The organism is Armatimonadia bacterium (genome assembly GCA_039679385.1).
Taxonomy (GTDB): domain Bacteria; phylum Armatimonadota; class Zipacnadia; order Zipacnadales; family JABUFB01; genus JAJFTQ01.
This window is the reverse complement of the sequence record JBDKVB010000148.1, coordinates 1-24,543: the sequence shown is the minus strand read 5'-3', so window position 1 is coordinate 24,543 and position 24,543 is coordinate 1. Positions and strand designations below refer to the sequence as shown.

Genomic DNA, 24,543 nt, shown 5'->3' with positions numbered 1-24,543 from the left:
GCAGTGGTACAGGTGTTGGTGCCCGTCAGTGCTGCAGATCAGGACAGCTCCGCAAGGAGCTTATCGGCGAGTCCGACCACGCCCTTAGCAAAGGGCGCGTTCGGCTTTGCCGCCACAACAGGAACGCCCTCGTTGGCTGCGGCGAAGAGACTGGCGGCATCGAAGGGAAGCGAGTGCCAGACGGGCAGACGTGTCGCGGCCTTCAGGTCGTCCTCGGTGAACCACTCCTGGGACGAGACGCGGTTGACCACCAGACGCAGACGTTCGGCAGGCAGATGGGCCGGCACGAGCAGGTCTGCGAGAGCGGCAGACTCACGAACCGCGGTGACTTCCGAGAGACCGCTCACCATAAGGCAGTACTGTGATCGGGTGATGGCGTAAAGACTCCCGGGCCAGACGACACAGGGAATGTCGCACAGGATGAATCGGTACCGACGGCGCAGGAGGCCGAACAGGTCGGCCAGGAACTCGACGCCTAGCGCGTCAGTCCAGGCAGGATCATACTTACTGCCGCCGGGGAGGACCTTGAACCCGGCCGAAGGCGACCCGAGAAAGGTCTCGAGCAGATCCCCGTCCATCTCCTGAGCGAAGCCGGCGAGATCGAGGATGCTGTTTGGGCTGGCGAGGTTCAGAAGCAGCGGGAGACTGCTGAACTGCCCGCACAGGTCGACCACGACCACCTGGTCCGGCGCCTTGGCTGCGAGAGCCGTCGCGAGGTTGAGGGTGAGCGTGGACTTGCCCACTCCGTCCCGGGCCGCGATCACGCCAATCGTCTGGGGCATCCTGGCAGGGTCGGTGGCGAGGGCATACTCCGGGGCCTGGGTGATCGTGCTCACGGTGGCCAGGTCCCGCAGGACGGCGGCCATCTCCTCGGGGGACATGGTAGGCGTCATCACAGCTCGTGCACCGGCGCGCATGGCCCGACGCAGGGAGGAAGGGTCGGACTGCTCGCACAGGAGGGCACAGGCGACCTCTGGAGCAGCCTGAGCGGTCAGCTCGCAGGCCTCGACCCCAGACAGCCCAGGGAGAAGGTCGTGGACCAGGAGAACGTCAGGGCGCAGGCGAGCCGCCATCTGCACGGCTTCAAGGCCATCACGCGGATAGCCCACAATCTCAAGGTCCTCGTGGGCACCCAGCAGGGCGCGGATGCCCTCGGCTGCTCCCGCGGAGAGTTCGGTGAGCAGCAAACGGATCATGGGAATCGCTCCAGCCGGTCAGGGATGGTGAGGCAGGTGTGCTGCGACGGGCATCACTCGCGACGCATGACGCGAAGTGCGGTGATGGGTATCTCGGTGCGGCCCCCGAAGAGCGGAGCGAGCATCCCCCCGGTGGCGAGAGGATGACGGTAGTGCAAAGTGACCATTACCTGATCACCGGCCTGCGCGATATTGCGTCCCTCGACGTCTGTAAGGGTCTGCGGCTCGCCCCAGTTCATGCCGTTCCAGACGCGGTACTGCACCGTCGCCGGGTCGAGCAGGTCCTCCTTCAGGCACCCGGTGGTAGTGCCGACGACGAGACCTATCTGATTCGTCGGTGCACCGACGGAGGCCATGCGCACACTCTCGCGAGCGGCGTTGCCCAGGACGATGGCGTCACAGAAGAGCAGGCCGGCTTCGATGCACCCAAAGAGCATGACAAGGAGCAGAGGCATGGCCAGGGCCAGTTCGACCATGACAGCTCCGCGGCAAGTTCGCGTGCGCCGGTGTATTGGTTGTCTCATGGCACTCAGACCAAGGGTGAGGCTTTGAGAAGGCAGATGACGACTCCGAGAGCGATCGGGAGTGCGTAGGGCACTCGAAGCGTGCGATCGGGACTGAGCTGTGTGCTGCACCCGAAGCCGAGCTTACACACGATCCAGGTGTAGAGACGCGACAGGACGCTGCCCAGGCATCGGTGTCGGAGTGCCAGACCGATGGCGAAGATCCCCCCGAGAAAGATGGCCATCACGAAGGCAGCCACCAGGAAGTGCGGGCCGCACAGGGCACCCACGGCGCCAAGAAGCTTGATGTCGCCGCCACCCATGCAACCGCCGCAAGCCAGGCTCAACAGCCACAGGGCCAGCGCCACTCCGACCCCGGCCAGGGACAGGAGCAGCCCGTGCCAGCCGGAGCCCAGGGCATTCGCACCCAGTCCGAGAGCGAGGGCAGGCATCGTAACCAGGTTATACACCTTGCCGTAGCGAAGGTCGGTATAGGCCGAGATCAGCGTCACGACGAGAGTGGCCCCGAAGCAGAGGGCAGTCAGGCTCATGGGTTCACCTCCTGGAAGGCTCGGTAAGCGGGGCCGAGGACCTCTGAGGACTTGGCCCCCGGCGCCCGCTTTCCGGTCCGGCAAGAGAGTTGCCGGTGGCGTGACTAGGTCGCGTCGACGGTGTTGGAGACCTCGCTGACTTTGCCGCTAACCTTGCTACCGAGTGTCTGCCAGGCAGTGATGCCGGCGATGGCGATGAGCACCAGCAAGAGTGCGTACTCGACAGTGCTCAAACCCTCTTCGTCCATCCAGAGTCTCTTCGCGGCTTGCAGCATTTGGGACACCTCCATGCGGGTGTGTGGGGCATCTGGGTCACTGAACGCCTGCGACGGGAACGCCGATGGCAGGACATCCAGGAGTGCCTGGGGTGAAAGGCACAGCCGACCGGGACATTAGGAGGACCCGAAGCCCTGCGAGGCGCCAGATACCTTCGCGGCAATCTGGCGGCCGAAGATGTGCCAGGCTGTCGATGCGGCGACGACGATGAGCACGAGGAGAAGGGCATACTCAACCGTGCCGATCCCTGTCTCGTCGGTCATCAGTCGGCGAAGTGCCTGGCGCACCGCGGAACCTCCTGGGTTCATCCTGCACGTACGGCCGATGTGCGATGTCACAGAGGCTATCGGCAGCCGGCGGCGGCAGTTGATTTCAGGGACGTAACGTGCTGTAACGGGAAGACATGGGGGACGGTTACGCGACAGCGAGGCTAAGGGCAGAGGAGGGAGACAAAGCAGGGGAGAGGCAGTACGAGAGAGGGCTTCGCTATACAGAGGCAGAGGGAAGCCCTCAGAAGCCGACGTGTTCCGGCAGGTCGCGGCATGAACACAACTCGTGCAAGCGGTGGAGCGGTCTCAAAGCACTCTTCGGACCTCCGGCGCAAGCCCCCCGGTTGCGCCATCACCTCTGGGTGCAACGCCCCTTGCAGCGTCGTCTGCAGACGATCCCCGCCGGAAGGAGGGTCACGAGCAGCAGGAGGCTCAGCGAAGGCTCAGGCGTGCAGTACAGGTCCTGCGAGATGTCCCTTCCCGTGACCTGGTCGTGGTACCAGACCGTGAACCACGCGTTCCCTTCCTCTTCGAGGCCGAAGTGGCAACTGAAGTCCTGGCCATCGGCAAAGCCCGGGCCGTTGGTGGCCCAATGCCAGCCGCCGTGGAGCATCGGGGCGCCCCACGGGTCCTCGGTCACATACTGGCTGGACCAGTCGCCGCTGCCTGCCGGCCCCGTGAAGGTGGGAGTGTAGGTCTGATCGAGGTCGAACTCGAGGGGAAAGGCCCAGTACTCCGTGATCTGGAGCGGGTCCGCTGAGCTCGTCACCTTCGCGTTGACATCGACGAACTTCTTGTCGTTGACGCAGTGCTGACGGACGCACGACCCGGTCAGCAGGATATCGGTTACCTCAATCTCGTGGTTGTAAGGGTTGAAGATGCCTACCCACTCACCCTCCGGGTTCGGGATCATGCTGTACTTCACTCTCACGTACCCTTTGTCACCACGGGTGTGCTTCCACTGAGTGGGACAGGTCAGCACCTTCGGGGGAACACCATCGACGTTCACTCCGTGGCACCAGTCTGGGTCGAACATCAGCTGGTCCAGGCCAGTGCCCCATAGCTCCAGGGTCACATCCTTCTGGCCGCCATCCTTTGAGTTGATGATCCCCAGGTATGTGGTCGACGCCTTGGGGACGGTTAACAGCCGGTCCACCATCTTCTCCCAGTACACTGGGTCATCCCCCGGCTTCTTGTTCGGGTCCGGGGGATCCGAGGAGGTCTTGTGGACCCAGAGGTCCACCGCAGGCGCAGGTACTGCCAGGCACACGAGTAGCACCGCACAGATACCGGCGACAGCGGCGCACCTGACGAGTCCCGCCACTGCTGCCCGCCTTTGTGTGCCCAAGCGAACTGGGCAATGCATCATCACTCCTGGTCTGTGTGTCATAGTCTCCCTCCACACTTGGCCCCATGCCGAAGGTCTCCGCACCACGGCGCCCCCACTACCCTCGGTGGCCACGCAACCGCCCCATCGCTTGAGGGTAGTTATTGGCTGTCAGTGACCCCGATCCTTGTCAGCGCACGCGCGGGAAGAACCCAAAGGTCGGGAAGAAACTGGAGCGCCGCTGCACTAAGGCAGCAGAGATCGCTAATCAGGCTAGGCCGAAGCTACCAGAGGGGAGACGAGTAGGATGAGGAGAGTGCTGACGGTGCTGGCGGTAGTGCTGCTGACAAGTGTAACCCTGGGCGTACAGGCCGACGAGTGGTCGCAGTTGCCCAGACCAGGAGACCTGCGCGGCGTGTGCGGGTTCTGGACGCCCGACTTCCTTCCGATGGATCCGACGGTGTTGGGGCCGTGGGTGATGGTTCCATGGGTGCTGCCCGGGCCGGTCTTCGTTCCCGAGCCCAAGCCGCCCGTCGTTGTGAACGGACGGCCGTTGTGCCCGCGTTGCGGGTCCTGCAACACCGTGCCGATCATCTACGGCTATGCGCCCGATCTGGTTGAGGCATGGAAGGCGGGGAGATTGGAACTGGGCGGATGCGTCATCGATGTGGAGAACCCGAACTGGCACTGCAAGACCTGCGGGAAGGACTTCGAGAGCGCTGCCGTCGAGCCCGAGCCGCCGGTCTCGACCGGGACGGACCTGTGGGCGCAGTTCCTAATCGACTGAGCTCCGCCGGCACGTCGCAGGTTGGGGCAAAGAAGAGGGGAGAGGCCTTGCGGGTCTCTCCCCTTCGCTTGTGGATTACGTTTTGGACCTCAGCCGATGGCCGTGCTACCGGTTACTGCTCGCGGATCCCGAAGATGCGGTCGGTGTAGATCGCCTCGACGGCGTCCGGGTTGTTCATTGGTGCGAGCCAGAAGTACATGCCCGGCTTGAGGTCGTGAGTGCCGAGGTCGAAGGTGTGGTACTTGTCACCGGCGGCATCGGCAATCGACACCTCAAGGGTGACGAGAGAGCGTGTTGCCTCCGGGTCGTAGATGCCGATCTTGAAGGCCTGACCGGTCGGGAGCTTGCCGTCGGCAGGGAGCTTTGGCTGACAGCGGGCGACGACGTAGCAGTGGTACCGGCCCGCAGAGTCCGCTTCGATTCGGCACTGGGTGGCCCACTGGACGTGGTTGGTGGTCATGCGCGCCGCGTAGCCATCGGAGGCGAGCGGGTCCTGACCGAGCTTCGCCCAGTTGGGGACGCCGTACAGCATGAAGGCGTTGTCCTGCACGTCGAACCAGGTGCCCGCCGGGAGGTCCTTGCACTGCTCGGGTGGCGGCCCTGGCGGCCTTGTGCGAGCCCGCAGGACGTCCTCGAGTTGGGTGAACACGACACCCTCGCGGTAGTTGCCAACGTTGAAGCGCTTGGCGGCTGCCAGGAAGTCCTCGAGCGCTACCTTCAGGTCAACGGGAGCCAGGGCAGACTGGCCGGCTGCCTCCGCCGCGGACTTGAGGGAACGGTAACTGCTCAGCCAGACCAGATCGAGCGGGAGTCGGGCACGACGCACGCGGTCGGCGAGGACGGGATCGCCCTTGACCTGCTCTGTGGCCTGGTTCATCAGTTGCGTGGCCTTGAAGACGTCCTGCGGAGTGAACCAGGCCGAGGTGTCCTGCATGCCGCATCGCAGGTAGGTGCCGGCACGCTCGACGGCGTCATGGGTGACCTCGATGTATTGGCGGAGGGTCCTGCCCGCAGGGCCGTAGTAACCGTCGAGGAACTCGTCGATCAGGGCGTTCTCGTCGCGCGACGGGTCCCACATCAGGTGTGCGAGGAGCCAGGCGCGAAGCTCAACCAGCTCGCCGCAGGTGCTCCCCGCATCGCCCTGCTCGAAGAGCCCGATGGCCTTGTGGTCGACGAAGAACCGGATGTTGGGCGCCAGCACCCGCAGGTTCGGATGCGGGATGAGGTAGTTCGCGAAGTTGGTGACATAGTCCCAGATGTACAACTGCGGGGCGATGGCACTCCAGCCCTCGATGTCTTCCTTGAAGGTCTGGTTCTGCGGCCCGGTCAGTGGCTGCGCGTAGGAGCACTCGATGCTGCACAGCCGGATGATCACGTTCGACCGCGGCGTGACGTGAGTCGGCGGCTTGCGGGTGTAGTGGTAGGCCAGGGTCTCGACCAGGACCTCCGGGTACTCCTTCTCGATGTCGGCTGCGACCGCATTCACGAAGCGCAGGAGCGGACCGGCCTCCGAGCCTTCCTCCTCGACGATCTTGCGGCACTTGGCGCACTGGCAGGGGTTCCCCCAGTCGTTCTGGGCGATCGAGATGATGCCTGCCGTGGGGTCCTTGCGGATCCACTCGAGCGCCTGACGGGTGAGCTCAGCGCGCATCTCATCATTGGTCAGACAGAGCTGTGCCCGTGGGCCGACGCGCTTGCCGTCGATCTCGCTGTACCAGTCCGGGTGCTGCTCGAAGTACTTCTCCGGAGGGAGCAACTGGAAGAAGGTGTGGCACCAGCCGAGGAGGCGGTAGTGACCTCCGTACTCCTCGGGCACGCGCTCGAAATGGCCGTTGCACTTGGACCGAGCGGCGTAGACGCCGTCGAAGGCGCCCCGGTAGAAGGCCTCGCGGTACTGCAGCTTCGGCACGTAGACAGTGTTGAGTTCCTCCACCTTCAGCGTCGGCGTGTGGGGCGTGTAGCTCTCGGTCGCGGACCACCAACGGCAGCCCACGACGTCCTCGAGGAAGCTGTAGACGGCGTAGAGCGTTCCGCGCGGACGACCACCGGCGAGATAGAGGGTGTCGCCACGGGTTCGCAGGACGACGCCGTCATGCTTGAGCGAGGCGACCTCGATGTCGGGACAGGCCGCACGGAAACCCTCGGTGACGCCGAGTACGATCGCTCGCGTGGGCACGGGGCCGTCCTTCTCGCTGCGGACGGCGAACTGCGCTCCCGTCACCTTGAGGAGGTGGGACTGGAGTTCCTGTGCGGCCGTCTGTTCGGCCGGGATGGCGTCTGCCGGCGTGACGATGACGTAATCAGTGCGACCATCAGTCGCCAGGTCCATCGCCTGGGCCTGAGTGAGAGCCGCACCAAGGGCAAGCAAGCACGCGACGGCTGTCAGCATCTTGTTCGTACCTCCCGTGGATAGCCGGCTATCGAGCGGTGATGCCAAACCAGGCGGACTTGTACGGCGGCGCGATGGTCACACGGCTGCCTGAGACGGCAAGTGGCGCCAGAGGCTTGCCGGTGCCATCAAGGGCGAAGGCCTGCAGCGAACGACCGCCGGGCAAGGTCACGGTCAGGTCGAAGCCCTCCGCGATGCTGGGGCTGGTGCCCCACTTGTTCTGCACTGTCTTGCGCTGCTCATCCCACACCATGCCGGGGTTTTCACACTTGGACATGGCGACGAGCAGTATCTTGGAGGACTCGGCGATGGGCTTGTCATCCATGCTGGTGAGGGCGATGGCGGCCCAGCCGGTGTCCGTCTTGCCGATCTCGAACTTAAGGTCGCCGAGGGTCATCTTGGCGCCCTCGAGGCCCACACGTCCCAGGATGACCACGGTCTTGGGAGTGTCGACGATGAACCAGTTGTGCTTGCCCTCGTCACAGCGCCACACGATCTGCTCGGTGTCGGAGAAGACCGGTCCGGTGATGGGCTTGTCGTCCCACTTGGCGGTTGCCTGAAGCTCGCCGCCCTCGGTGAACTCGACCGACAGCTTGTGCATGAGGGCCGCTATCCTCGGCAGTCCGGCCTTCGTGTAGAGGCCGCCGATGTCGTTGTTGTGCTCGGCGACCAGGTCCAGGACCTGCGACTTGGGCACCTGAAGCCGGACCTCCTCCTTCGCCGCGGACACGTCACCTCGGCGGAAGAGGTTGGCAGCTACCGGGAAGAAGGCCAGCTTCGCGGGGTCCGTAACCATCTGGAAGTACCCGGAGACCTTTGAGGTGGTCCAGTCAGTCGGAGTGGTCCCGTAGTCGAACTCGAAGATGCCGTCCCAGTCCTGGAAGGCGGCGAAGGCGGCGATCATCGGCATGCACTCGGCGCGGTAGTCACTGGGCGCCGGATGGTTGTACTCGCTGACCGTGAAGGCCTTCCCGGCGACGCGGAACCGGGCGAGGCCGGTGAGGTTGTCGCGGCCCATCGCGTCGGTCATCGGGGTGTTACCGATGAACCAGTTGCTGCCGTCCCAGGGCTTGCCGGGGAAGGACGGGTGCTGCCAGTAGGAGTGCATGTCGACGTAGTCGAGCTGAGACTCGCGCCAGACGCCGCCGATTCCGCCGTAGCTGGCCTGGGTGTCGATAATCGGCGCGTGGAGCTTGAGGGTCTGCTTGAGGTAGTCGCTGAAGCCCTGGGTGTACTTGCGCTCCACGTCCATGATGAAGGCGAACCAGTCACGGCGAGCGGTTGCCGTGGCACTCGGAGCGGGAAGGCCAACAGAGGCGACCTCGAGCGACTCTCCGGGCGTCAGGCCGCGGATGCCGCCGGGCTTGAGGCTCACGTCGGCGAGCCAGACGTCGCCAAGCAGGTTCTGGCAGCTGAAGCTGATGCGGTTGTGGCCGGGGTTAGCGTCGCGAGCCCGGAAGGTCATCTCGTAGGAGCGCCACTGTGTGTCGGCGGGCACCGACTCCGACAGACCGATGCTGCGCCAGTCCTCCTTGTCCCACCGTGCGCCGACCGAGATCGTCCGGGCGGAGTTCGCCTTGATCTTGAAGGAGAGTGTGTAGGTCTTGCCGGCTTCGAGGGTCAGGCCAACCTGGTGGATCTGGAAATCCCAGGGGTTGACGCCCAGGGTGTTGAGACGTGCATGGAGCACAAGGCCTTCCTGGGGATCGGTCACGATCTCGAAGACGTCGGTGTCCTTCTTGCGGCTCTCCAGCACCCATTCGGCGGTGCCGCGAGCGAAGGCGTTGTCGCGCAGCATCTCTGCGCCGAGGGGAGCGGAGCCTTCATCCCAGGCCTCGCGGAGCTTCCCGGTGGAGCCGTACTTGGCCTTGAGGAAGGCATTCCAGTAGCCGGTGAGCTCGCCCTTGTAGGGCTCGGGCAGGCCTCTGAGCATGCTGCCGTAGCTGAACTGAAGCAGGCTGTTCTCGTTGTTCAGCTCAACCATGGCGATGCAGGGCTCGTCGACGTAGCGGGTCTTCGTGTAAGGGTTGAGGTGGGTGAGAAGGTCGCGGGCGTAGTCGTGCTGCAACTGCACCATCCGCGCCTGGAAGTAATCCACGCCCTTATCGTACTTGGTCAGCTCGCTGAGTGGGGTGGTGTTGGTGAAGCCGTCGGCGTCGTTGAACTGCCGGGAGACGTGAAGGTTCAGATCAGCGTAGATGCCGTTGAGCTTGAGATGGTAGATGAACCAGTCAAGCCGGTCGACCTGCTCGGCATCCATGTGCTGATGGTCCTTGTAGGCGGCATCCCAGATTCCACGTGGCTTGTATGCGTTGTCCATGTGGTGGAAGCGGACACAGTTGATCCCGAGCGACCTCATGCGGGCGGCGATCTTTGGCGCCAGGTCCTTGTCGGGGAAGGCGCCGTTGAAGGTGCAGTTGGTGGCAAGGAATCGCACGCGGCTGCCCCTGGCGTCCACGAAGTGACCGTCGCGGAACTGCAGGAAGCCATCGGCGCCGGCCGGCGAAGGACTGTAGGACGACACGTTGGCGATGCTGTCGTCGGCGAGTTCGGAGATGACAAAGGGGAACCAGTTGTCCGGCACTTGCGCGAAGGAAGCGGCCGTCAGGAGCAGCACGGGCACGACCATCACAGCGGGGTTCATGGAGCGGACCTCCTGTCAGGATAGCCGGTGACATGTGGGCACCGGGCTGGCGGTCAGTCGGCGAAACTAGATATTGAGGGCCCGGCGAACCAGGCCCTGAGCGGCGATGTCAGGGGAGGAGAATCACGGTTGCAGGCGAACAGCGGGAAAGTCCAGTTCGCCCCGGCAGGGCCCTGCGGCCGAAGACGGACTGAGTATCGCCAAAGGACTCCTGTCCTGAACGGACACTTCGGCAGATTGCACGGCTGCACCTTCAGGCCTGCGACCGGAGAAGGTGTAGGCCTCTGAGTAGTTAGCGCGGGCCTCCCTGGAGGGGCAAAGATGCTCAAAGCTCTGATAGCTCTCCTATCAACCGCAGGCGTGGTGATCTTCGTGGCAAGCACAACGGTACAGGCCGAGGAACTAACGGTCGAGGACTTCGACGTCAACGGCACGCTCGGCTCCCAAGGCTCTGTGATCGAGAAGCTGGGAACGAACCATTTCCGGATGATTCTGGGCCATGCGCCCAATCACCCGGAATGGTGCAACAAGGCCCAGTTCCGGATTCTGCGTCATGCTCGCGGCAACTCGCTGCGGCTGGAGGTGGTCTTCCCGGGCGGTCCGTCCATGCGGCTGAACGAGTACTTCATGTCCTGGTCCTATGACGGCGCCAACTGGCACCCGATCCACTGGGAGGATGGGACTGCGAAGGCGGCGACGGCGGATACGCTGCAGTTCCCGGTCTTCGAGCAGGACACCGTCTGGGTTGGACACCAGGTCCCGATGTCCTATGAGGACTCGGTGCAGCTAGTGAAGGAGTGGAGCCGCAACACCAACGTCTCGGTGACCATCGTCGGCAAGTCCCTGGGTGGACGCAACCTGTACCGCGTGACGATCACAGACCCGGAGTCGGACGTCCCGCCCAGGCAGCGTTGGGTCCACTACTTCGCCAACCAGCACCCCGGCGAGCACAACTCCCAGTGGCGCATGGTGGCCATGGTGAACTGGCTGCTCAGCGACGAGGGCACCGACTTCCGCCGGCGGAGCATCTGCCACTTCCTCCTCATGATGAGCCCCGACGCGCCTTCAAAGGGCTGGTACCGGGTCAACGCTGAAGGAGTGGATATGAACCGGTCCTACCGCGCCGGCGGAAGCTGTCCGGAACTGCAGCCCCACGAGGCCTATCTGTGCCAGCATGACCTCGAGGCCCTGATGGCCTCGCCGACCCCGGTTACCTCGGCCTGGAGCATGCATACCTGGGGCGGAGTCGTGGAACCGATCCTGCTGCCGGGGCCGGAGATGGGGACGACCCTTGGGCCCTGGACGGAGCTGCGGGACGCCATCGCCGCTAACGACCCGCAGGGCTTGGTGAAGAAGCTGGCGGTCTCGAAGGGCAAGGACGCCTCGACGCTGTGGGACGCCGGGATCCATGCGCAGTTCGGTATCTCCGCGGTGCTGTGCGAAGGCGCCGGGATAATCGACACGAGGGAACGGAACCTGGCCTCGGGCGAGGCCCTGATGAAGGGCATCGCGCAGTACTACCGAGGCGTTAAGCCACTCGCAAGTGGAACCGGGCAGTAACGAACCGTAGCGATCACAAGACGCCGTCGACAGCCCCAGGAGGTCCGCCATGGCTTTGGAGCTCAGCACGAAGATACCCTTTGGCAACGCCTGCGATGTCTGCATCGAGAAGCGAGAGGGCATGACAGAGGTGTCCTTTGCAGCCGACCCTCACGGCGGGCCGGAGAGCCTGTGGTTCTGCTTCCGCCTGCAACGAAGCAAAGCGGGCAAGAAGACCGGGGCACCCGTGCGCCTGGTACTCAAGCACAGCGAGAACATGCTGGGGATGGGGCAGGCCCTTCGCGCGAGACCGGTTGCACGCTATGACGAAGGGGAATGGGAACGCCTCGAGGCACCTTCGGTGGAGGCTCTCCCGGACGGACGGCAGTTGGTGGTGTGGCAGATCGCGCGGCCTCAGACCTTCGTCGACATCGCCTTCTGCTACCCCTACGGCAAGCCGGAGTTGGAGAGCACGCTGTCCGACACCGAGGGCTACTGGAAGGCCGACGTGATCGGTGTCAGTCAGGGAGCGCGCCCGCTGGTGCGGCTGAGCAACGACTACGGGCTCCCGGAGGGAGAGCGACCGGGGATCTACGTGGTGGCCCGGCAGCACTCCGGCGAAACGACCGGCTCCTGGGTACTCGATGGGTTCCTGCGGGAGATGGCAAGACTGGGAGACGCGGCGCCCCTGGTGTGGGCTGTGCCCTTCACAAACATCGATGGGGTTGAGCAAGGCGACTACGGGAAGGACAACTTCCCCTATGACCTGAACCGCTCCTGGGGAGTCACCCCGATGCGCCATGAGACCCTGGTGTACCAGCGTGATGTGGCCCGGTGGAAGCAACGCTGCCGGCCCATGCTGGGGATCGACTTCCATTCCCCTGGTGGGACTGAGACCACGGGGGTCTACGTTTTCGCCCAGAAGCCCGACAATGCTCCCGAGGCGCACAAGCGTTGCCTGGCCTGGACAAGTGCAGTGGAGGGGAAGCTGAAGCCGGAGTACGCGGCGGAGGACTTCTGCCGAATCGCTCGCTACCCATCTCGGTGGGAGTTGCCCAACTTCACGAGCTTCTGCGGCATGGCCCACGATCTGTGCGCGTTCTCGGTGGAGACGGCCTACTCCTTCAGCGGCGACCTGCTGCTGACGATAGAGAACTACCGTGAGATCGGCCAGAGAATCGCCCAGGGCGTGGTAGAGCAGGTGCAGCGGACACTCGCAGAACCGCCGACACCGCCACCGGCTCCGACGGCCAAGAAGCGTGCGACAACGAAGCGCCCCAAGGGATAGTGATGGACATGGCAGATCAGGACGGCCTGCGCGCCCAGATTGAGGAGTTCGTCGCACGGCACCTTGCCGGCGACCCGCGGAACCGGCTGCCTCGGTACGCGGAAGTGGTGATCTATGAGAACCCGCTCGTGGGCTACGTGCGTGGGGATGACCCTCTGTTTGGCGAGTACAAGCAGGTGATCGGCAGCTTCCACCTGACTCCGGCGGAGGCCTTCGCGGAGGGTACGGGAGAGACAGCGTCTGCCGAGGAGCTATCTGTGGTCTCGATCGTGTTGCCCTTCACGGGGGCCATCGTTGATAGCAATGCCGGGCAGACGGAGGTGCCTTCGGAGCTATGGGCGCTGGCACGTCTGGACGGCGAGGTGTACCGGGATGCGCTCCTGGTGGACCTGGTGGACGAGTTGAAGAGACTGGACGTGCAGGCGGTGGCTCCCGACCTTCTCCCGGGGTTCCAGTGGCTCAACGACGAGAAGGTGGGGATCACGACGAACTGGTCACAGCGGCATGTGGCCTACGCTGCCGGTCTGGGGAGCTTCGGGCTCTGCGACGGCTTCATCACGCCCCGGGGCAAGGCGATGCGTCTGGGAAGTGTGGTCGCGAAGGCGAAGCTGGCCTCCGGTGAGGTACGCAGGCCAGGGCTGCACGACAACTGCCTGTTCTACACGGACGGGAGCTGCACAGCCTGCGCCGAACGATGCCCCGGCGGAGCGATCACGCCTGAGGGCCACTCGAAGACGAAATGCCGCGATTACATCGTCTCCTTCACGCCGGGCATCAACGAGCGCTACGGGATCCGGAACATGGGCTGCGGTCTGTGTCAGGCCGGCGTCCCCTGTGCGCGGCGAATCCCGGGGGCCTAGCCAGGGCGCAAGACCAGACAGGACAGACAGAAAGCCCCTCCCCGGACTTGCGAGGAGGGGCTTAGCGTCTTGGGCTCAGGCGTGCTCGGGACCTACCGGTCCCACATCCCGTGGAGCCACTCGCAGCACAGTCCAGCCCAGGTCGCAACATGGGGGAACTGCGGTGCGAGGCCGAGACCGTGCTGCCCGTGAGGGTACACGTGCAGCTCGAAGGGGACCTTGTTTCGGCTCAGGGCCTCGGCGAAGAGCAGGCTGTTCTCGACCGGAACTCCACCATCCTCGGCGGTATGCCACAGGAAGGTCGGCGGAGTGTCGGCGGTGACCTGCGTCTCATTGGAGAGGGACTGGCGCAGATCCTCGGGTGGGTTCTCGCCGATGAGGTTCTTCATGGTACCCGTGTGGCGGAACTGGCCGAAGCTGATGACCGCGTAGCACAGGATAAGTGCATCGGGGCGGCAGCTCAGGCGCTCTACCGGGTCGTCGGCCTCGGGGTTCCCGGCGTTGTAGTGAGTGCCGACGGTGGAGACCAGGTGTCCTCCGGCGGAGAACCCGAGGATGGCGATCTGCTGCGGGTCGAGGTTCCATTCGGCGGCCTGTGAGCGCACCCAGCGGATGGCGCGCTGAGCATCCTGCTGAGGACGCGGATAGCGGTAGGGCGCCACGCGGTAGTGGCAGACGCAGGCCGAAATGCCGGCAGCGTTGAACCTCTGGGCGATCGGGTCCGCCTCATGCGGTGCGCGGCAGGAGTAGCCGCCGCCCGGGCAGACGATGACGCAGCCGGGGCAGGTCGGCTCGCGCAGGAGGAAGGGGATGATGGTCGGGACTTCCTGCTGGTCGACTTCCGTGAGACCGGGCGCCTCCCCGGGGTACAGCGGCAGAGGTTCGGGCGGGAGAAGCAGCGAATTGCCTGACATGGCCGTTCCTTTCAGATCAGTCTGGAGTGACGGGAGCGAAGCTTCCACGGTCGGCCGGCCGTTACCTGCCGGACAGAAGCGACGAGCCGAGGTCCGGTCACGGCCTCCGACGACGATGCGAAGATGAGTGTACAACCCAGAGTTGGCACAAACAAGCGTCTCTGGCTGACGGCCGCGGTTCTGCTCGCCGCGGCCGTGCTGTCGCGTGCTCCTCTTTGCGGTTACCCCTTCGTGAGTGACGAGACCGAGTGGTCCTACGGTGGCCGGGAGTGGGCGCTGCATGGGGTCTCTCCCTACCAGGCGGTGTTCGAGTCCAAGCCTCCCGGGATCTATGCGCTGTTCGCGGCGATGTGGGCCCTGGGAACGGCGAACGTGAATGCGGCGCGGCTTGCGACGGCGCTGGCTGTGTTCGCAACGGGGCTGGGACTGCTATGGCTGGGAGTGCGGCTCAGGGACTACCGGACCGGCCTGATAGCGGCCCTGGGCTATGTCCTGTGGGCTGGATCGCCGACGGTGGGCGATCCCGTTGCCTGCACTGAGCCCTGGGTCGCGCTCGCGGCAACCTGGGGCATGCTCTGCGCGATCCTGGGCAGCGGGCCCTGGTCTGCGCTGATGGCAGGGGTCTGCGCGGCAGGCGGACTCCTATTCAAGCAGACGGGAGCCCTGGAGGCCCTGGCGATCCTGGTCGCGCTGGGATTGCGGGGCGTCAGTGAATCCCGGGAGGCGGAAGAGGGGAGAGGCACTCACCCCGGAGTCGTGGCAGTGAGCTGGGGAGTGCTGGGCCTCGTGGTGGTCATGGGTGCGGTGGTGGCCTACTTCGCGCGGCTTGGGGACCTGTCGGGCCTGCTCGAGGTTGGGTACCTGGCGGTTCTGCGGGGCACCAGTGGCTACAGCGACTTCTCCCGGCTTCAGGCGCTGCACAACTGGCTTCCCTTCCTCCGGGACGGTGCGTTGCTCGTGGTGGGGCTCGTGGCGCTGGTTGGCTGGTCGTGGCGCGAGATGCCGCGGCAGGCCCGTCTGTCGCTGGGCGTCTGGCTGGTGCTGGCGCTGCTGTCGCCGGTGCTCACCGGCCCGCGCTATGGGCATCACCTGGTGACGCTGATGGCCCCGGTGGCGGTTGCAGGAGGCCTGGGGTTCTCGTGGCTGTGGCGTCGATTCGAGGGCGGGGAGCCTCGGGGAGCTGGAACTCGTCGCCGAGGGCCTGCGTGGCTGGTGCTGGTGGTCCTGCTCGGCGGGTACCTTGTCGCTGAGGTCCCGGTGGCGAAGCGGGGAGTGAGCTACCTCCTGAAGGGGCCCTTCACCAACTACGGCCGAATCGTCGGGGAGTACGTGGCCGAGCGAAGCGGGCCGGAGGACACGGTCTTCTGCGCCGGGGACAACTACTCGCAGGCCGTGTATATCTACGCCGACCGGCGCTCACCGTGCCGTCACGTGAACCTTCACTACCAGGATCATGCGTCATGGTGGCCGGAGATGCAGGCGGGGTTGGCCGCCCATCCGCCGCGGTTCTTCGTGTTCGGTGGGGAGCTGTCGCTCAACAACCCTCTGAACCGTCGGACGCCGGCGGCAAGCTACCTGGCCGACTACGTGGAGAAGGGGCCTTACCGGCGCGTGACTGTGCCGGGTGCGGAGCGGATGGCGGTTTTCGAGCGGAGGCAGTAGGCGGGCCCCTGGGTCCAGTTCTGGCCACGAAGAGGAACCTTCGTTGACTGGAGACGGTCCAAAGGGTATACTGATAGTGGCGCTTGTGGGGGCGATTGGTCTCGACGGGGAGGCAGGAGCGTCAGGGCTGCGAGCCGAGATCCCCGTAATCTCGTTAAACGCGGGAAAACGACAAACGCCAACCAACCCTTGGCACTAGCGGCATAGTCCGCTATGTCCCCCGGGGTCTTCTCCGACCCGACCCCCCGGGACATTATCCAGGTCGGATACCCAGGCCATAACCGCCCGCTAAAGGGCCGGGGAATCAGGTAACGGGCTAGCCGAGCGGAACCTTGCGTCCGTGGGTCTTCCCGGCGAAAACCAAACGGACGCTACGCTCGTAGATGCTCTGGTGGTCCCCTTTTCGGACGCGGGTTCAATTCCCGCCGCCTCCACCATCTCCATTCTCGGAGATGGTGGTTTGCTGTGTATGCGCCTCTCACAAGGTCGTACTCCTCCTGTGTTTCCGTTCAACTGCTCTCCCACGTGCACTCAGACCGACCGGCTGCTCGGGCCCTGCCTGGTTTGGTGGGGCGTGTCACCTCCGTACCCTCACCTTCTCGCGTCCGATCGTGAGCACCCTTGGCGGCAAGCTCAGGTGCGCCCCCGGCGATCGTAACACCCGATTGACAGCGAAGGACCGACGGCGTATAGTGAACAGAAGACTATAGGAGTACGTCTGTTAGAGGACTTACTCTGCGCATCCGTGACGCTGGGGGACAGGCCATGGCTAGTACGAGAGCCAGGACGCTCGAAGGACAAGGGTGGCGTGACGTCGAGCTCGTCCGCCAGTGTTCTGCGGAGGTCCTGGGGACCTTCATCCTGGTGTTCTTTGGCGTTGGTTCGGTACACGTGGCCGTCCTCACCGGCGCACAGGTTGGGCTCTGGCAAGTGGCCATCGTGTGGGGGGTAGGCATTGCGCTGGCGATCTACGCGACGGGGGCGATCAGTGGCGCCCACCTCAACCCGGCAGTCACGCTGGCCCTGGCGACGTACCGTGGTTTTCCATGGCGTAAGGTGGTGCCCTACGTTCTTGCCCAGCTCCTTGGCGCGGTTCTGGCGGGCGTCCTGCTGTATGGCATGTTCCATGGCGTGATCAGCGGCTTCGAGGCGTCGAAAGGTCTGGTTCGTGGCGAGGCGGGCAGTGAGCTGTCGGCCATGGTGTACGGGGAGTACTTCCCGCACCCAGCCATGGTGCTGTCAGTACCGGGGCTGCGAACGGTGACCATGCCACTGGCGATGGCCGCCGAAGCTCTGGGCACCGCCTTCCTGGTCTTCGTGATTCTTGCGGTGACCGATGAGCGGAACACGGGCCGTCCTGCAAGCCACCTTGCCCCCTTGTTCATCGGCCTGACGGTGTCCGCGCTGATCTCCCTCCTTGCTCCGATCTCCCAGGCCGGTTTCAACCCCGCGCGCGACTTCGGGCCACGCATCGTGGCCTACCTTGCCGGATGGCGGTCGATTGCGATTCCCGGACCGGAGGGCGGGTTTTTCACGGTCTACGTTCTTGGGCCTTGCCTTGGCGCGCTGGTCGGTGGTGCGGCCTATCAGTGCATCCTGCGCAGGGCGATGCCCTCACAGGACAGTTGCTCGTCCCCGGCTGATCTGTGCGAGTGAAGGAGAGACAGCGATGCCGCAGACCCGGATAATCCTTGTTGGCGGGTTCCTGGGCGCAGGGAAGACGACGATGCTGGCGCGTGCTGCCACGGCCCTGGTGGAGCAGGGCAAGCGCGTCGGACTGATCACCAATGACCAGGCCGCCAACCTGGTGGACACTGCGATCCTGGAGCAAGCCAGGCTGCAGGTCCAGGAGATCGCCGGTGGGTGCTTCTGCTGCCGGTTCGGGCAACTGCTCGAGACGGCAGAGCAGCTTGTGGCGGAGATGTCGCCGGACGTCATCATCGGCGAGCCGGTCGGCAGTTGCACGGACCTGTCGGCCACCGTCCTGCAACCCCTCAAGGACCTCTGTGTCGACAGCTACCGCCTGTCACCGCTGAGCGTGCTGGTCGATCCGCAGCGGCTGCGCAGCGTGCTTGCCCCGGAGCACCCCAGTCCGATGCACGCCAGTGCGAGCTACATCCTCCGCAAGCAGCTCGAAGAGGCCGACCTGATCGTGATCAACAAGCAGGACACCCTGACCCCGGCGGAGCAGCAGCAACTGGCCGCAGCAACCGCCGAGGCCTTTTCGGGCAAGCCGATCCACCTGTGTTCCGCGCTCACGGGTGAAGGCGTGGCGGAGTGGCTGGAGGCCGTCATGGCCGACGTCGAGGCAGGTGCGCACATCGTTGACGTGGACTACGATGTGTACGCCGAAGGGGAGGCGGTGCTCGGGTGGCTCAACGCCTCTGCCACTGTGACCGCAGCTACGGGCATCGACTGGCAGGCACTGGCTCGGAAGCTGATCGAGCTGATCCAGCAGGCAGCCGCTGCGAGACAGGCCGAGATCGCCCATGTGAAGTTGTCCCTGACCGCGGAAGGCCAGGGCGTAGCGAACCTCACTTCGACGAGTGGAACACCGACCGTTCGCGGTGAGATCGAAGGCAATCCTGTGACGGTGTCACTGGTCCTCAATGCCCGCGTGCAAATGTCACCGGAGGAGCTCCGGAGCATCGTCGAAGGCGCCTTCGCTGAGATCGCAGGCGACGGCCACGATCTGGAGGTGGAGACCCTCCACAGCCTCAGCCCGGGCAGACCCGTGCCCACGCACCGCTACGCGTCCGTTGTGTGAGGCCGCTGCGTACCCAAGGGGAGATGCCGGGATGCCTTGCAGAGGCTTCACGCTGATCGAGCTTCTGGTGGTCATCGCCATCATCGCGATCCTCGCCGCGATTCTCTTCCCGGTCTTCGCCCAGGCTCGGGAGAAGGCTCGGTCCATCGCGTGCCTGAGCAACCTCAAGCAGTTGGGAATGGGAGCGGTCATGTATGCCCAGGACTACGACGAGATGTACGTGCCCCACTGCATACGTGACCTGACGAACTTGTCCGAGCACCCTTCCGCTTACTGGTTCGAGCTGCTTCAGCCCTATGTCAAGAACGCCCAGATCTTTGTCTGCCCTTCGCACGGAGGTGCTGTTGGCGGCAATGGGTGGACTGGCAGCTATGGGTACATCTGCGACGGCTTCACGCTGGACCCGAGCAACGTCAACTACTCGGGCCTCCCCTACGGCGGATATGGTTCGCTGTCGGATATCCACTACCCCGCCGAGATGATCATGATTGGAGAGGCCGATTCGGCAGTGTGCCGGACATGCCCCCTCTATCACAACCATGGGATGCCTGCCACGCCGCCGATTCACCCGGTCCAGACGAGGCATCAGGGCGGAAGCAACTACGCCTTCTATGACGGGCACGCCAAGTGGATGAGGTACGAGCAGACCCTCTTGCCTCGCGATATGTGGAAGAACCTCCCCTGAGGAGGAAGACCGATGCGCCGGCTCCAGGTCCTCGGCCTGGTTCTGATTGCTGCTGTGCTCGGGTTCGGCGCCGGTTGGCGGATCTGGGGAACACCCGGTGAGCACACGGCCCCAGCAACCGCCAACGCCGATTGCGTGTGTACATGCGAACTGCCGTCGTCACGGGCACAAGCCAGGAGTGGAGCCCCGGCTCCCAGGATACCCACAGGGTCCGGTCGTGCCTGCCTGGTTGAGTTCGACGCGAGGGAGTCGAGTGAAGGTGACCGGATGCAGGGCGTCCTCGACCAACTGGAGCCCCAACTCGCCGGTCGCCTCGATGTCGTGCGGGTCGATACGGGCCTGTATCCCGGCCAGGCTCAGCGCTTCAGGCTACGAAGGGTCCCCACACAGGTCCTGGTCGACGCGACCGGCAAGGAGCTGTGGCGACACGAAGGTTACCTCTCGCTCGAGGAACTCCAGGCCGTGAGTAGGCCTCACCTCAAGACCACCCGCAAGGGCCCGGCCGGTTCTTGACGAAGCGGTTCGCCTGCAGCTTCGGATGACGACATGAGCTGTGCTTCTTCCCGCCTGCTTGACGAGGAAGGGGCTGTAACGCATACTCTCCCTCGGAGAGCCCACCTCATGACACAGACTGACACCCCGCTGCCTGACCTGAAGTACGAAGACTGCCCCTGTGCAGGGCGGAATCTGGACAAGCTGGTCCAGCCTGCCATCCTGACCGTGCTGGCGCGTGAGGATGCCCACGGGTATGTGCTGGTGCAGCGTCTGGCCGACCTGCCGACCTTCCACGGAGATAAGCCGGACACCACGGGTGTCTACCGCTTCCTGCGGCAGATGGAGGAACGCGGGCTGGTCACCTCGACCTGGGACACCTCTGAGACCGGTCCTGCGAAGCGCCTCTATCACCTCACCGGGGCCGGGCGGGTATGCCTGGAGCACTGGGTTGGAACGCTGTGCGCGTACCACCAGGCGCTGGGCGAGTTGCTTGAGGTTGCACGAAAGGCGAGCAAGGGGTAGACAACGTGCGCCTCGGTTGCCCGCGACATGCCCTGATCTGTGTGCGCCGGCGTCGGAGGTCGCTTGCCGTCTGCAGAGCGGCCGGAGTATAATCCACGCACCATGGACGTGACCTCGGAGGGACCGCGGGAGAGTGACAGGCTTCCGAAGCGGAAGCTTGATCGACGCTGGGTCCGCCTTATGGCCCTGAGCGCCATGGTAGCTGCGCTGGCATGCCTGGCCGGCCTTGGGGTCTCGGTTCTGCCCCTGGGGATGGAGAGTGACGCGCTCCGGTGGATCGGGGCGGCCTTGACCCTGGCGCTAATGGTCGTGGGCATGGCGTGGCTGGTGGTGCAGGCCTTCGAGGCTTTCGACGTTGACGGCAAGTACGATGCTCGCCCCTGACCTGTGGCCTTGAGCTGGGGTAGGCCAGAGAGGGGGTAAGCTCAGTGGATGCTCCACGGTGTCACCGGCTCCGGTGCTCTGCCGGACGATGCGGAATACGACGAAGCGACGGTCTCAGCGGAGGAGCCCTATGTCTCATGCGCACTCATCTCCGTCGTTGTTGCTTCCCCCTCTTGTCCTTCTGCTAATACTATCTGTCTTGCCATGCCACGCGGGCCAGGTGCTCGGCGTGGCAATCGCCGGCAAGGCCCTCAGTGGTTCCCCGGCGGCTTTTGTGGAGGAGGGCACGGTCCTGGGGCCGCTGGCCGAGGCTGCCCGACTTGCCGGGGCTTCTGCGGTCTGGAGCGCGGCACACGCCTGCCTGACCGTCACCTCCTCCGAGGGGAAGCGGATTGTCCTGAGCGCCGGGAAGACGCAGATGCAGGCCGGCGGCAAAGAGGTCGAACTGCGCAAGGCGCCGCGGGTGCAGTCGGGCGTGCTCGTGGGGCCACTCTCTCCCTTGCTGCAGACCCTGGGGCTACGGGTTCATTGGACGCCGGGCAAGAGCTACATGACGGCGAACGGGCTTGTGAAGGGCGTGCTGGTCCGGGCCGGTTCAGCAGGAGCACGGATAGAAGTCGCCACCTCTGTCCCCGTGGCCGGCAATCTCGTATCGACCAACTCGCCGCCGAAGCGGTACGTGGACCTGGCGGGAGTGGAGCTGGAAGTTGCTGCGGGCGAGACAAGGCCCATCTACACGGGGCCACTGGCACAGATGCGAACCGGCCAGCCCGGCGACAAGCCGAACTGCGCACGGGTCGTGGCAGACCTGAAGACGGACACGCCGGCACGGTGGGTTCCGGCAAAGGACGGGCATGGCGGCTGCCTGCTGCTCGGCAGTGACGACGGACACCTGGCGGTGGTGACGCGGAACCTGCCGAAGCTGACTGAAGTGAGCAGCGTTCAGCCGGGTCCTGATGCGGAGCGCCTGCGGCTGACGGTGAACTGGCCGATCATGCCCCACTACGATGTGGCGATCCGGCCACCACGGATCGAGGTTGTCCTGCCGGAGGTCGAGTGCCGGCTTCCCAGCGGGCTACTGAGAACCTACGGGGACTTCGTGGACCAAGTCGAGGTGCGCCCGCAGACCTCGCCTCGGCAGACTACCGTGACCCTGTACCTGAAGGAGCTGATCCGCTTCGACGTTCTGCCGATGCCCTTCGGTGGGGCAGAGGTGGTGTTCCGTCGCGGACGCCTTCAGGACCAGACGGTGGCGCTCGATCCCGGGCACGGCGGGAAGGACTCGGGGGCACGAGGCCTCAAGCTGCTGGAGAAGGAAGTCAACCTCGACGTTGCGAGTCGTGCTGCCCGGATGCTGCAGGCCATGGGTGCGCGGGCCTTCCTGACCCGTGAGGACGACACCTATGTGGGGCTGTACGACCGGCCGGAGATCGCTCAGCGGCGAGACGCAGACCTGTTCGTGTCGGTACACTGCAACGCGATGCCGCAGCGCAACTGCGGCCATGGGACAGAGACCTACTACTACCGCCCGGACAGCAAGTCCCTGGGTTTCCTGGTGCAGAACGCGTTGACCGAGAGCCTGGGGCGGACCGACCGTGGGGTAAAGTCGGCACGGTTCGTGGTGATCCGTGAGGCGAAGGTCCCGGCGGTGCTGGCCGAGCTGATGTTCATCAACGATGACCAGGAGGAAGCGCTCCTGCAGCAGACAGGCCTTCGCGACCGAGCTGCCGGTGCGATTGTGGAAGGTGTACGGCAGTTTGTCGAGGGCTCTGGGAAGGCTTCCGTGGCGCTGAACTAGACGCTCTATCCGAGGGCGACCGTAGGGAGCGCCCCGTGTGCAAGGAGAGGTTACCCGTGCGTCCGCGCGGGTACTTTCATCCTATCGAAGGGATCGATCGTGTTGACTCGTGAAGACGGCCGTGGAAACGGCGACCTGAGGGACTGCAGGATTCTTGTGGGCGTAAACAAATACGCGGAGGGCTCGTGCCTGATCACTATGGGCGCGACGAAGGTCCACGTAACCGCGTCGGTCGAAGAGCGCGTGCCGCGCTGGTTGATGGATTCCGGGCAAGGCTGGGTCACGGCAGAGTACGGGATGCTCCCCAGGTCCACCTCTGAACGGACCTCGCGGGAAGCAGCGACCGGTAAGCAGGGCGGACGGACGCTGGAGATTCAGCGGCTGATCGGGCGCTCGCTGCGAGCGGCCTGTGAGCTGTCGTCCCTGGGGTCGCGCACGATTACGCTGGACTGCGACGTCATCCAGGCGGACGGTGGCACGCGGACCGCCTCGATCACCGGCGCCTATGTGGCGCTCGCACAGGCCTGCAAGTGGCTGGAGCGCAAGCGGATGGTCAAGCGGAACCCCTTGGCGTGCCAGGTGGCAGCGGTGTCGTGCGGAATCGTCTCCGGTGAGCTGATGCTGGATCTGGCCTACACGGAGGACAGCCGAGCGGGCGTCGACCTGAACCTGGTCATGACCTCCGACGGCCGGATCATCGAGGTCCAAGGCACGGCTGAGGGTGCGGCCTTCACGAAGCAGCAGCTAGATGACATGATGGGCCTTGGTCAGCAGGGCCTGAAAGTGTTGTTCGAGAAGCAGCGCGAGGCGGTTGCGAAGCTGGGAGAATAGCTCTTGGGTGCGGGATAGGATGTCGTGAGTTGGGCCCCGACGCGAGGAAGGGATGCCTGTGAGACGCTTGCCATCCTGGGCAGTCTGGGTGCTGGCGACGGCGACGCTGAGCTGTGTGGCTGCAGGTGCGCAGCAGTCGCAGGTGGCCTTTGACCTGCCCACCGCAGGACGACTGGCTGCGATTGCGACGCCCCTGGCTGCACGACTGAGGGAGGCGGGAGTGGCGGCCTCTGCCGAGGGCGCTGCAGTGGCCGGAACGTCGGTGCAGGCCATCGTGGTCTACTCGGGCAAGGAGTATGCTGCGGGTGTTCTGGAGGGCTACGTGAAGTCCGGTGGCGGCCTGGTGTACCTCTTCGGGACCACCGAGCGGCATGCTGAGACGGCCGGAAGACTCGCCCAGAACCTGGGCCTTGGCCTGAAGCTGGAGCGGACCGCGCGGGAAGCCCTGCGGTCTGCCGGGCATCCGGTTGCAGCGGGTGTTGAGGGCCTTGGCAGTGACAGTTGCGACGCGCGCCTGTCCGGCGAGGCGCTGCAGGCAGTGCTGCTGCAGGGCGATTCCGTGGTGGTTGGCGCGGCACAGGTGGGCAAGGGACGTGTGGTGATGATCCCGGCGAGTCTGGTGACGGCGGGTGCTCGCGGCGACCTAACGGCGGCCCAGGTGCAGCTTCTCGCTCAGGCGTGCCTGTGGGCCGGGAACATCGGGCAGTCGCAGAAGCCCACACCGGGCATGCAGAGCCTGGTTCAGACGGGACCTCAGCCCGGCCACCCGCAGACAGGTGGCCAGCCCACTCCTGAGCCAAAGCCTGCACAGCAGTCGGCGACACCGAAGACCACGAGACGACCGGCGCCGAAGTCG

At 64.9% G+C, this 24,543-nt stretch carries 23 protein-coding genes and 1 other RNA gene; 15 read left to right on the top strand and 9 right to left on the bottom strand.

All coding sequences use genetic code 11. The features are described 5' to 3' along the window. Nucleotides 1–38: 38 nt before the first annotated feature. From ABFE16_17135 to ABFE16_17110, 6 genes are all read right to left on the bottom strand, one after another. Nucleotides 39–1,196 (bottom strand): response regulator, encoded by a 1,158-nt coding sequence (locus ABFE16_17135; GenBank protein ID MEN6347024.1) that lies wholly within the window; start codon nt 1,194–1,196, stop codon nt 39–41. A 53-nt stretch (nt 1,197–1,249) separates the two neighbouring features. After that, nucleotides 1,250–1,672: a TadE family protein gene (locus ABFE16_17130; protein ID MEN6347023.1), complete on the bottom strand. Its 423-nt coding sequence runs from the start codon at nt 1,670–1,672 to the stop codon at nt 1,250–1,252. 53 nt (nt 1,673–1,725) lie between these two features. Further along, nucleotides 1,726–2,250: an A24 family peptidase gene (locus ABFE16_17125; protein ID MEN6347022.1), complete on the bottom strand. Its 525-nt coding sequence runs from the start codon at nt 2,248–2,250 to the stop codon at nt 1,726–1,728. Between the two features lie 104 nt (nt 2,251–2,354). After that, on the bottom strand, nt 2,355–2,525 hold the full coding sequence (locus tag ABFE16_17120; protein ID MEN6347021.1) for a Flp family type IVb pilin: 171 nt from the start codon (nt 2,523–2,525) through the stop codon (nt 2,355–2,357). Between the two features lie 117 nt (nt 2,526–2,642). Next, nucleotides 2,643–2,813, bottom strand: coding sequence for a hypothetical protein (locus tag ABFE16_17115; GenBank protein ID MEN6347020.1), 171 nt, complete (start codon nt 2,811–2,813; stop codon nt 2,643–2,645). A gap of 334 nt (nt 2,814–3,147) precedes the next feature. Further along, a complete protein-coding gene (locus ABFE16_17110; protein ID MEN6347019.1) occupies nt 3,148–4,119 on the bottom strand; it encodes a hypothetical protein in 972 nt (323 codons plus the stop codon). A gap of 310 nt (nt 4,120–4,429) precedes the next feature. On the opposite strand from ABFE16_17110, the gene ABFE16_17105 reads away from it, so the two are divergent. Further along, the gene (locus tag ABFE16_17105; GenBank protein ID MEN6347018.1) at nt 4,430–4,909 is read left to right on the top strand and encodes a hypothetical protein; all 480 of its coding nucleotides are present in this window, start codon (nt 4,430–4,432) and stop codon (nt 4,907–4,909) included. Between the two features lie 112 nt (nt 4,910–5,021). On the opposite strand, the gene ABFE16_17100 is transcribed toward ABFE16_17105, so the two are convergent. Together ABFE16_17100 and ABFE16_17095 are read right to left on the bottom strand one after the other, a co-directional pair. Beyond that, nucleotides 5,022–7,298, bottom strand: coding sequence for a DUF4838 domain-containing protein (locus tag ABFE16_17100; GenBank protein MEN6347017.1), 2,277 nt, complete (start codon nt 7,296–7,298; stop codon nt 5,022–5,024). Nucleotides 7,299–7,326: 28 nt separating this feature from the next. Continuing rightward, complete coding sequence (locus tag ABFE16_17095; protein ID MEN6347016.1) at nt 7,327–9,942, bottom strand: carbohydrate binding domain-containing protein; 2,616 nt, start codon at nt 9,940–9,942, stop codon at nt 7,327–7,329. A 321-nt stretch (nt 9,943–10,263) separates the two neighbouring features. On the opposite strand from ABFE16_17095, the gene ABFE16_17090 reads away from it, so the two are divergent. From ABFE16_17090 to ABFE16_17080, 3 genes are read left to right on the top strand one after another with little or no spacing between them, the layout of a single operon-like run. Then, nucleotides 10,264–11,502, top strand: a complete 1,239-nt coding sequence (locus tag ABFE16_17090) for a M14 family zinc carboxypeptidase (protein MEN6347015.1) — start codon at nt 10,264–10,266, stop codon at nt 11,500–11,502. Nucleotides 11,503–11,551: 49 nt separating this feature from the next. Further along, the gene (locus tag ABFE16_17085; GenBank protein ID MEN6347014.1) at nt 11,552–12,769 is read left to right on the top strand and encodes a hypothetical protein; all 1,218 of its coding nucleotides are present in this window, start codon (nt 11,552–11,554) and stop codon (nt 12,767–12,769) included. Between the two features lie 8 nt (nt 12,770–12,777). Beyond that, on the top strand, nt 12,778–13,629 hold the full coding sequence (locus tag ABFE16_17080; protein ID MEN6347013.1) for an epoxyqueuosine reductase: 852 nt from the start codon (nt 12,778–12,780) through the stop codon (nt 13,627–13,629). Between the two features lie 92 nt (nt 13,630–13,721). Here ABFE16_17080 and ABFE16_17075 read toward each other — a convergent pair whose 3' ends face one another. Continuing rightward, nucleotides 13,722–14,543, bottom strand: a complete 822-nt coding sequence (locus ABFE16_17075; GenBank protein ID MEN6347012.1) for an alpha/beta hydrolase — start codon at nt 14,541–14,543, stop codon at nt 13,722–13,724. Between the two features lie 123 nt (nt 14,544–14,666). Between ABFE16_17075 and ABFE16_17070 the strand changes: the two genes are divergently transcribed. From ABFE16_17070 to ABFE16_17020, 11 genes are all read left to right on the top strand, one after another. Beyond that, nucleotides 14,667–16,205, top strand: coding sequence for a hypothetical protein (locus tag ABFE16_17070; GenBank protein ID MEN6347011.1), 1,539 nt, complete (start codon nt 14,667–14,669; stop codon nt 16,203–16,205). Between the two features lie 87 nt (nt 16,206–16,292). Beyond that, nucleotides 16,293–16,642, top strand: a transfer-messenger RNA (tmRNA) gene (gene ssrA, locus ABFE16_17065). Between the two features lie 328 nt (nt 16,643–16,970). Beyond that, nucleotides 16,971–17,861: an MIP/aquaporin family protein gene (locus ABFE16_17060; protein ID MEN6347010.1), complete on the top strand. Its 891-nt coding sequence runs from the start codon at nt 16,971–16,973 to the stop codon at nt 17,859–17,861. 13 nt (nt 17,862–17,874) lie between these two features. Continuing rightward, nucleotides 17,875–18,972: a GTP-binding protein gene (locus ABFE16_17055; protein ID MEN6347009.1), complete on the top strand. Its 1,098-nt coding sequence runs from the start codon at nt 17,875–17,877 to the stop codon at nt 18,970–18,972. Nucleotides 18,973–19,003: 31 nt separating this feature from the next. Continuing rightward, complete coding sequence (locus ABFE16_17050; GenBank protein ID MEN6347008.1) at nt 19,004–19,657, top strand: prepilin-type N-terminal cleavage/methylation domain-containing protein; 654 nt, start codon at nt 19,004–19,006, stop codon at nt 19,655–19,657. A gap of 12 nt (nt 19,658–19,669) precedes the next feature. After that, entirely contained in the window at nt 19,670–20,170 is a 501-nt protein-coding gene (locus ABFE16_17045) for a thioredoxin family protein (protein MEN6347007.1), read from the top strand. 108 nt (nt 20,171–20,278) lie between these two features. Further along, on the top strand, nt 20,279–20,674 hold the full coding sequence (locus ABFE16_17040) for a helix-turn-helix transcriptional regulator (GenBank protein ID MEN6347006.1): 396 nt from the start codon (nt 20,279–20,281) through the stop codon (nt 20,672–20,674). Between the two features lie 102 nt (nt 20,675–20,776). Beyond that, entirely contained in the window at nt 20,777–21,058 is a 282-nt protein-coding gene (locus ABFE16_17035; protein ID MEN6347005.1) for a hypothetical protein, read from the top strand. 229 nt (nt 21,059–21,287) lie between these two features. Continuing rightward, on the top strand, nt 21,288–22,856 hold the full coding sequence (locus ABFE16_17030; protein ID MEN6347004.1) for an N-acetylmuramoyl-L-alanine amidase: 1,569 nt from the start codon (nt 21,288–21,290) through the stop codon (nt 22,854–22,856). 102 nt (nt 22,857–22,958) lie between these two features. Beyond that, a complete protein-coding gene (gene rph / locus ABFE16_17025; GenBank protein MEN6347003.1) occupies nt 22,959–23,687 on the top strand; it encodes a ribonuclease PH in 729 nt (242 codons plus the stop codon). A 58-nt stretch (nt 23,688–23,745) separates the two neighbouring features. Continuing rightward, on the top strand, nt 23,746–24,543 hold a 798-nt coding region (locus ABFE16_17020; protein ID MEN6347002.1), incomplete at its 3' end, for a hypothetical protein.

Excerpts from the sequence above, each read along its gene's own strand:
- ABFE16_17105 (MEN6347018.1), top strand. The coding sequence starts at position 4,430 with ATGAGGAGAGTGCTGACGGTGCTGGCGGTAGTGCTGCTGACAAGTGTA.
- ABFE16_17035 (MEN6347005.1), top strand. The coding sequence starts at position 20,777 with ATGGACGTGACCTCGGAGGGACCGCGGGAGAGTGACAGGCTTCCGAAG.
- ABFE16_17060 (MEN6347010.1), top strand. The coding sequence starts at position 16,971 with ATGGCTAGTACGAGAGCCAGGACGCTCGAAGGACAAGGGTGGCGTGAC.
- ABFE16_17125 (MEN6347022.1), bottom strand. The coding sequence starts at position 2,250 with ATGAGCCTGACTGCCCTCTGCTTCGGGGCCACTCTCGTCGTGACGCTG.
- ABFE16_17130 (MEN6347023.1), bottom strand. The coding sequence starts at position 1,672 with ATGGTCGAACTGGCCCTGGCCATGCCTCTGCTCCTTGTCATGCTCTTT.
- ABFE16_17070 (MEN6347011.1), top strand. The coding sequence starts at position 14,667 with ATGAGTGTACAACCCAGAGTTGGCACAAACAAGCGTCTCTGGCTGACG.
- ABFE16_17085 (MEN6347014.1), top strand. The coding sequence starts at position 11,552 with ATGGCTTTGGAGCTCAGCACGAAGATACCCTTTGGCAACGCCTGCGAT.
- ABFE16_17095 (MEN6347016.1), bottom strand. The coding sequence starts at position 9,942 with ATGAACCCCGCTGTGATGGTCGTGCCCGTGCTGCTCCTGACGGCCGCT.
- ABFE16_17080 (MEN6347013.1), top strand. The coding sequence starts at position 12,778 with ATGGCAGATCAGGACGGCCTGCGCGCCCAGATTGAGGAGTTCGTCGCA.
- ABFE16_17050 (MEN6347008.1), top strand. The coding sequence starts at position 19,004 with ATGCCTTGCAGAGGCTTCACGCTGATCGAGCTTCTGGTGGTCATCGCC.
- ABFE16_17040 (MEN6347006.1), top strand. The coding sequence starts at position 20,279 with ATGACACAGACTGACACCCCGCTGCCTGACCTGAAGTACGAAGACTGC.
- ABFE16_17135 (MEN6347024.1), bottom strand. The coding sequence starts at position 1,196 with ATGATCCGTTTGCTGCTCACCGAACTCTCCGCGGGAGCAGCCGAGGGC.
- ABFE16_17090 (MEN6347015.1), top strand. The coding sequence starts at position 10,264 with ATGCTCAAAGCTCTGATAGCTCTCCTATCAACCGCAGGCGTGGTGATC.
- ABFE16_17075 (MEN6347012.1), bottom strand. The coding sequence starts at position 14,543 with ATGTCAGGCAATTCGCTGCTTCTCCCGCCCGAACCTCTGCCGCTGTAC.
- ABFE16_17045 (MEN6347007.1), top strand. The coding sequence starts at position 19,670 with ATGCGCCGGCTCCAGGTCCTCGGCCTGGTTCTGATTGCTGCTGTGCTC.
- ABFE16_17100 (MEN6347017.1), bottom strand. The coding sequence starts at position 7,298 with ATGCTGACAGCCGTCGCGTGCTTGCTTGCCCTTGGTGCGGCTCTCACT.
- ABFE16_17120 (MEN6347021.1), bottom strand. The coding sequence starts at position 2,525 with ATGCTGCAAGCCGCGAAGAGACTCTGGATGGACGAAGAGGGTTTGAGC.
- ABFE16_17055 (MEN6347009.1), top strand. The coding sequence starts at position 17,875 with ATGCCGCAGACCCGGATAATCCTTGTTGGCGGGTTCCTGGGCGCAGGG.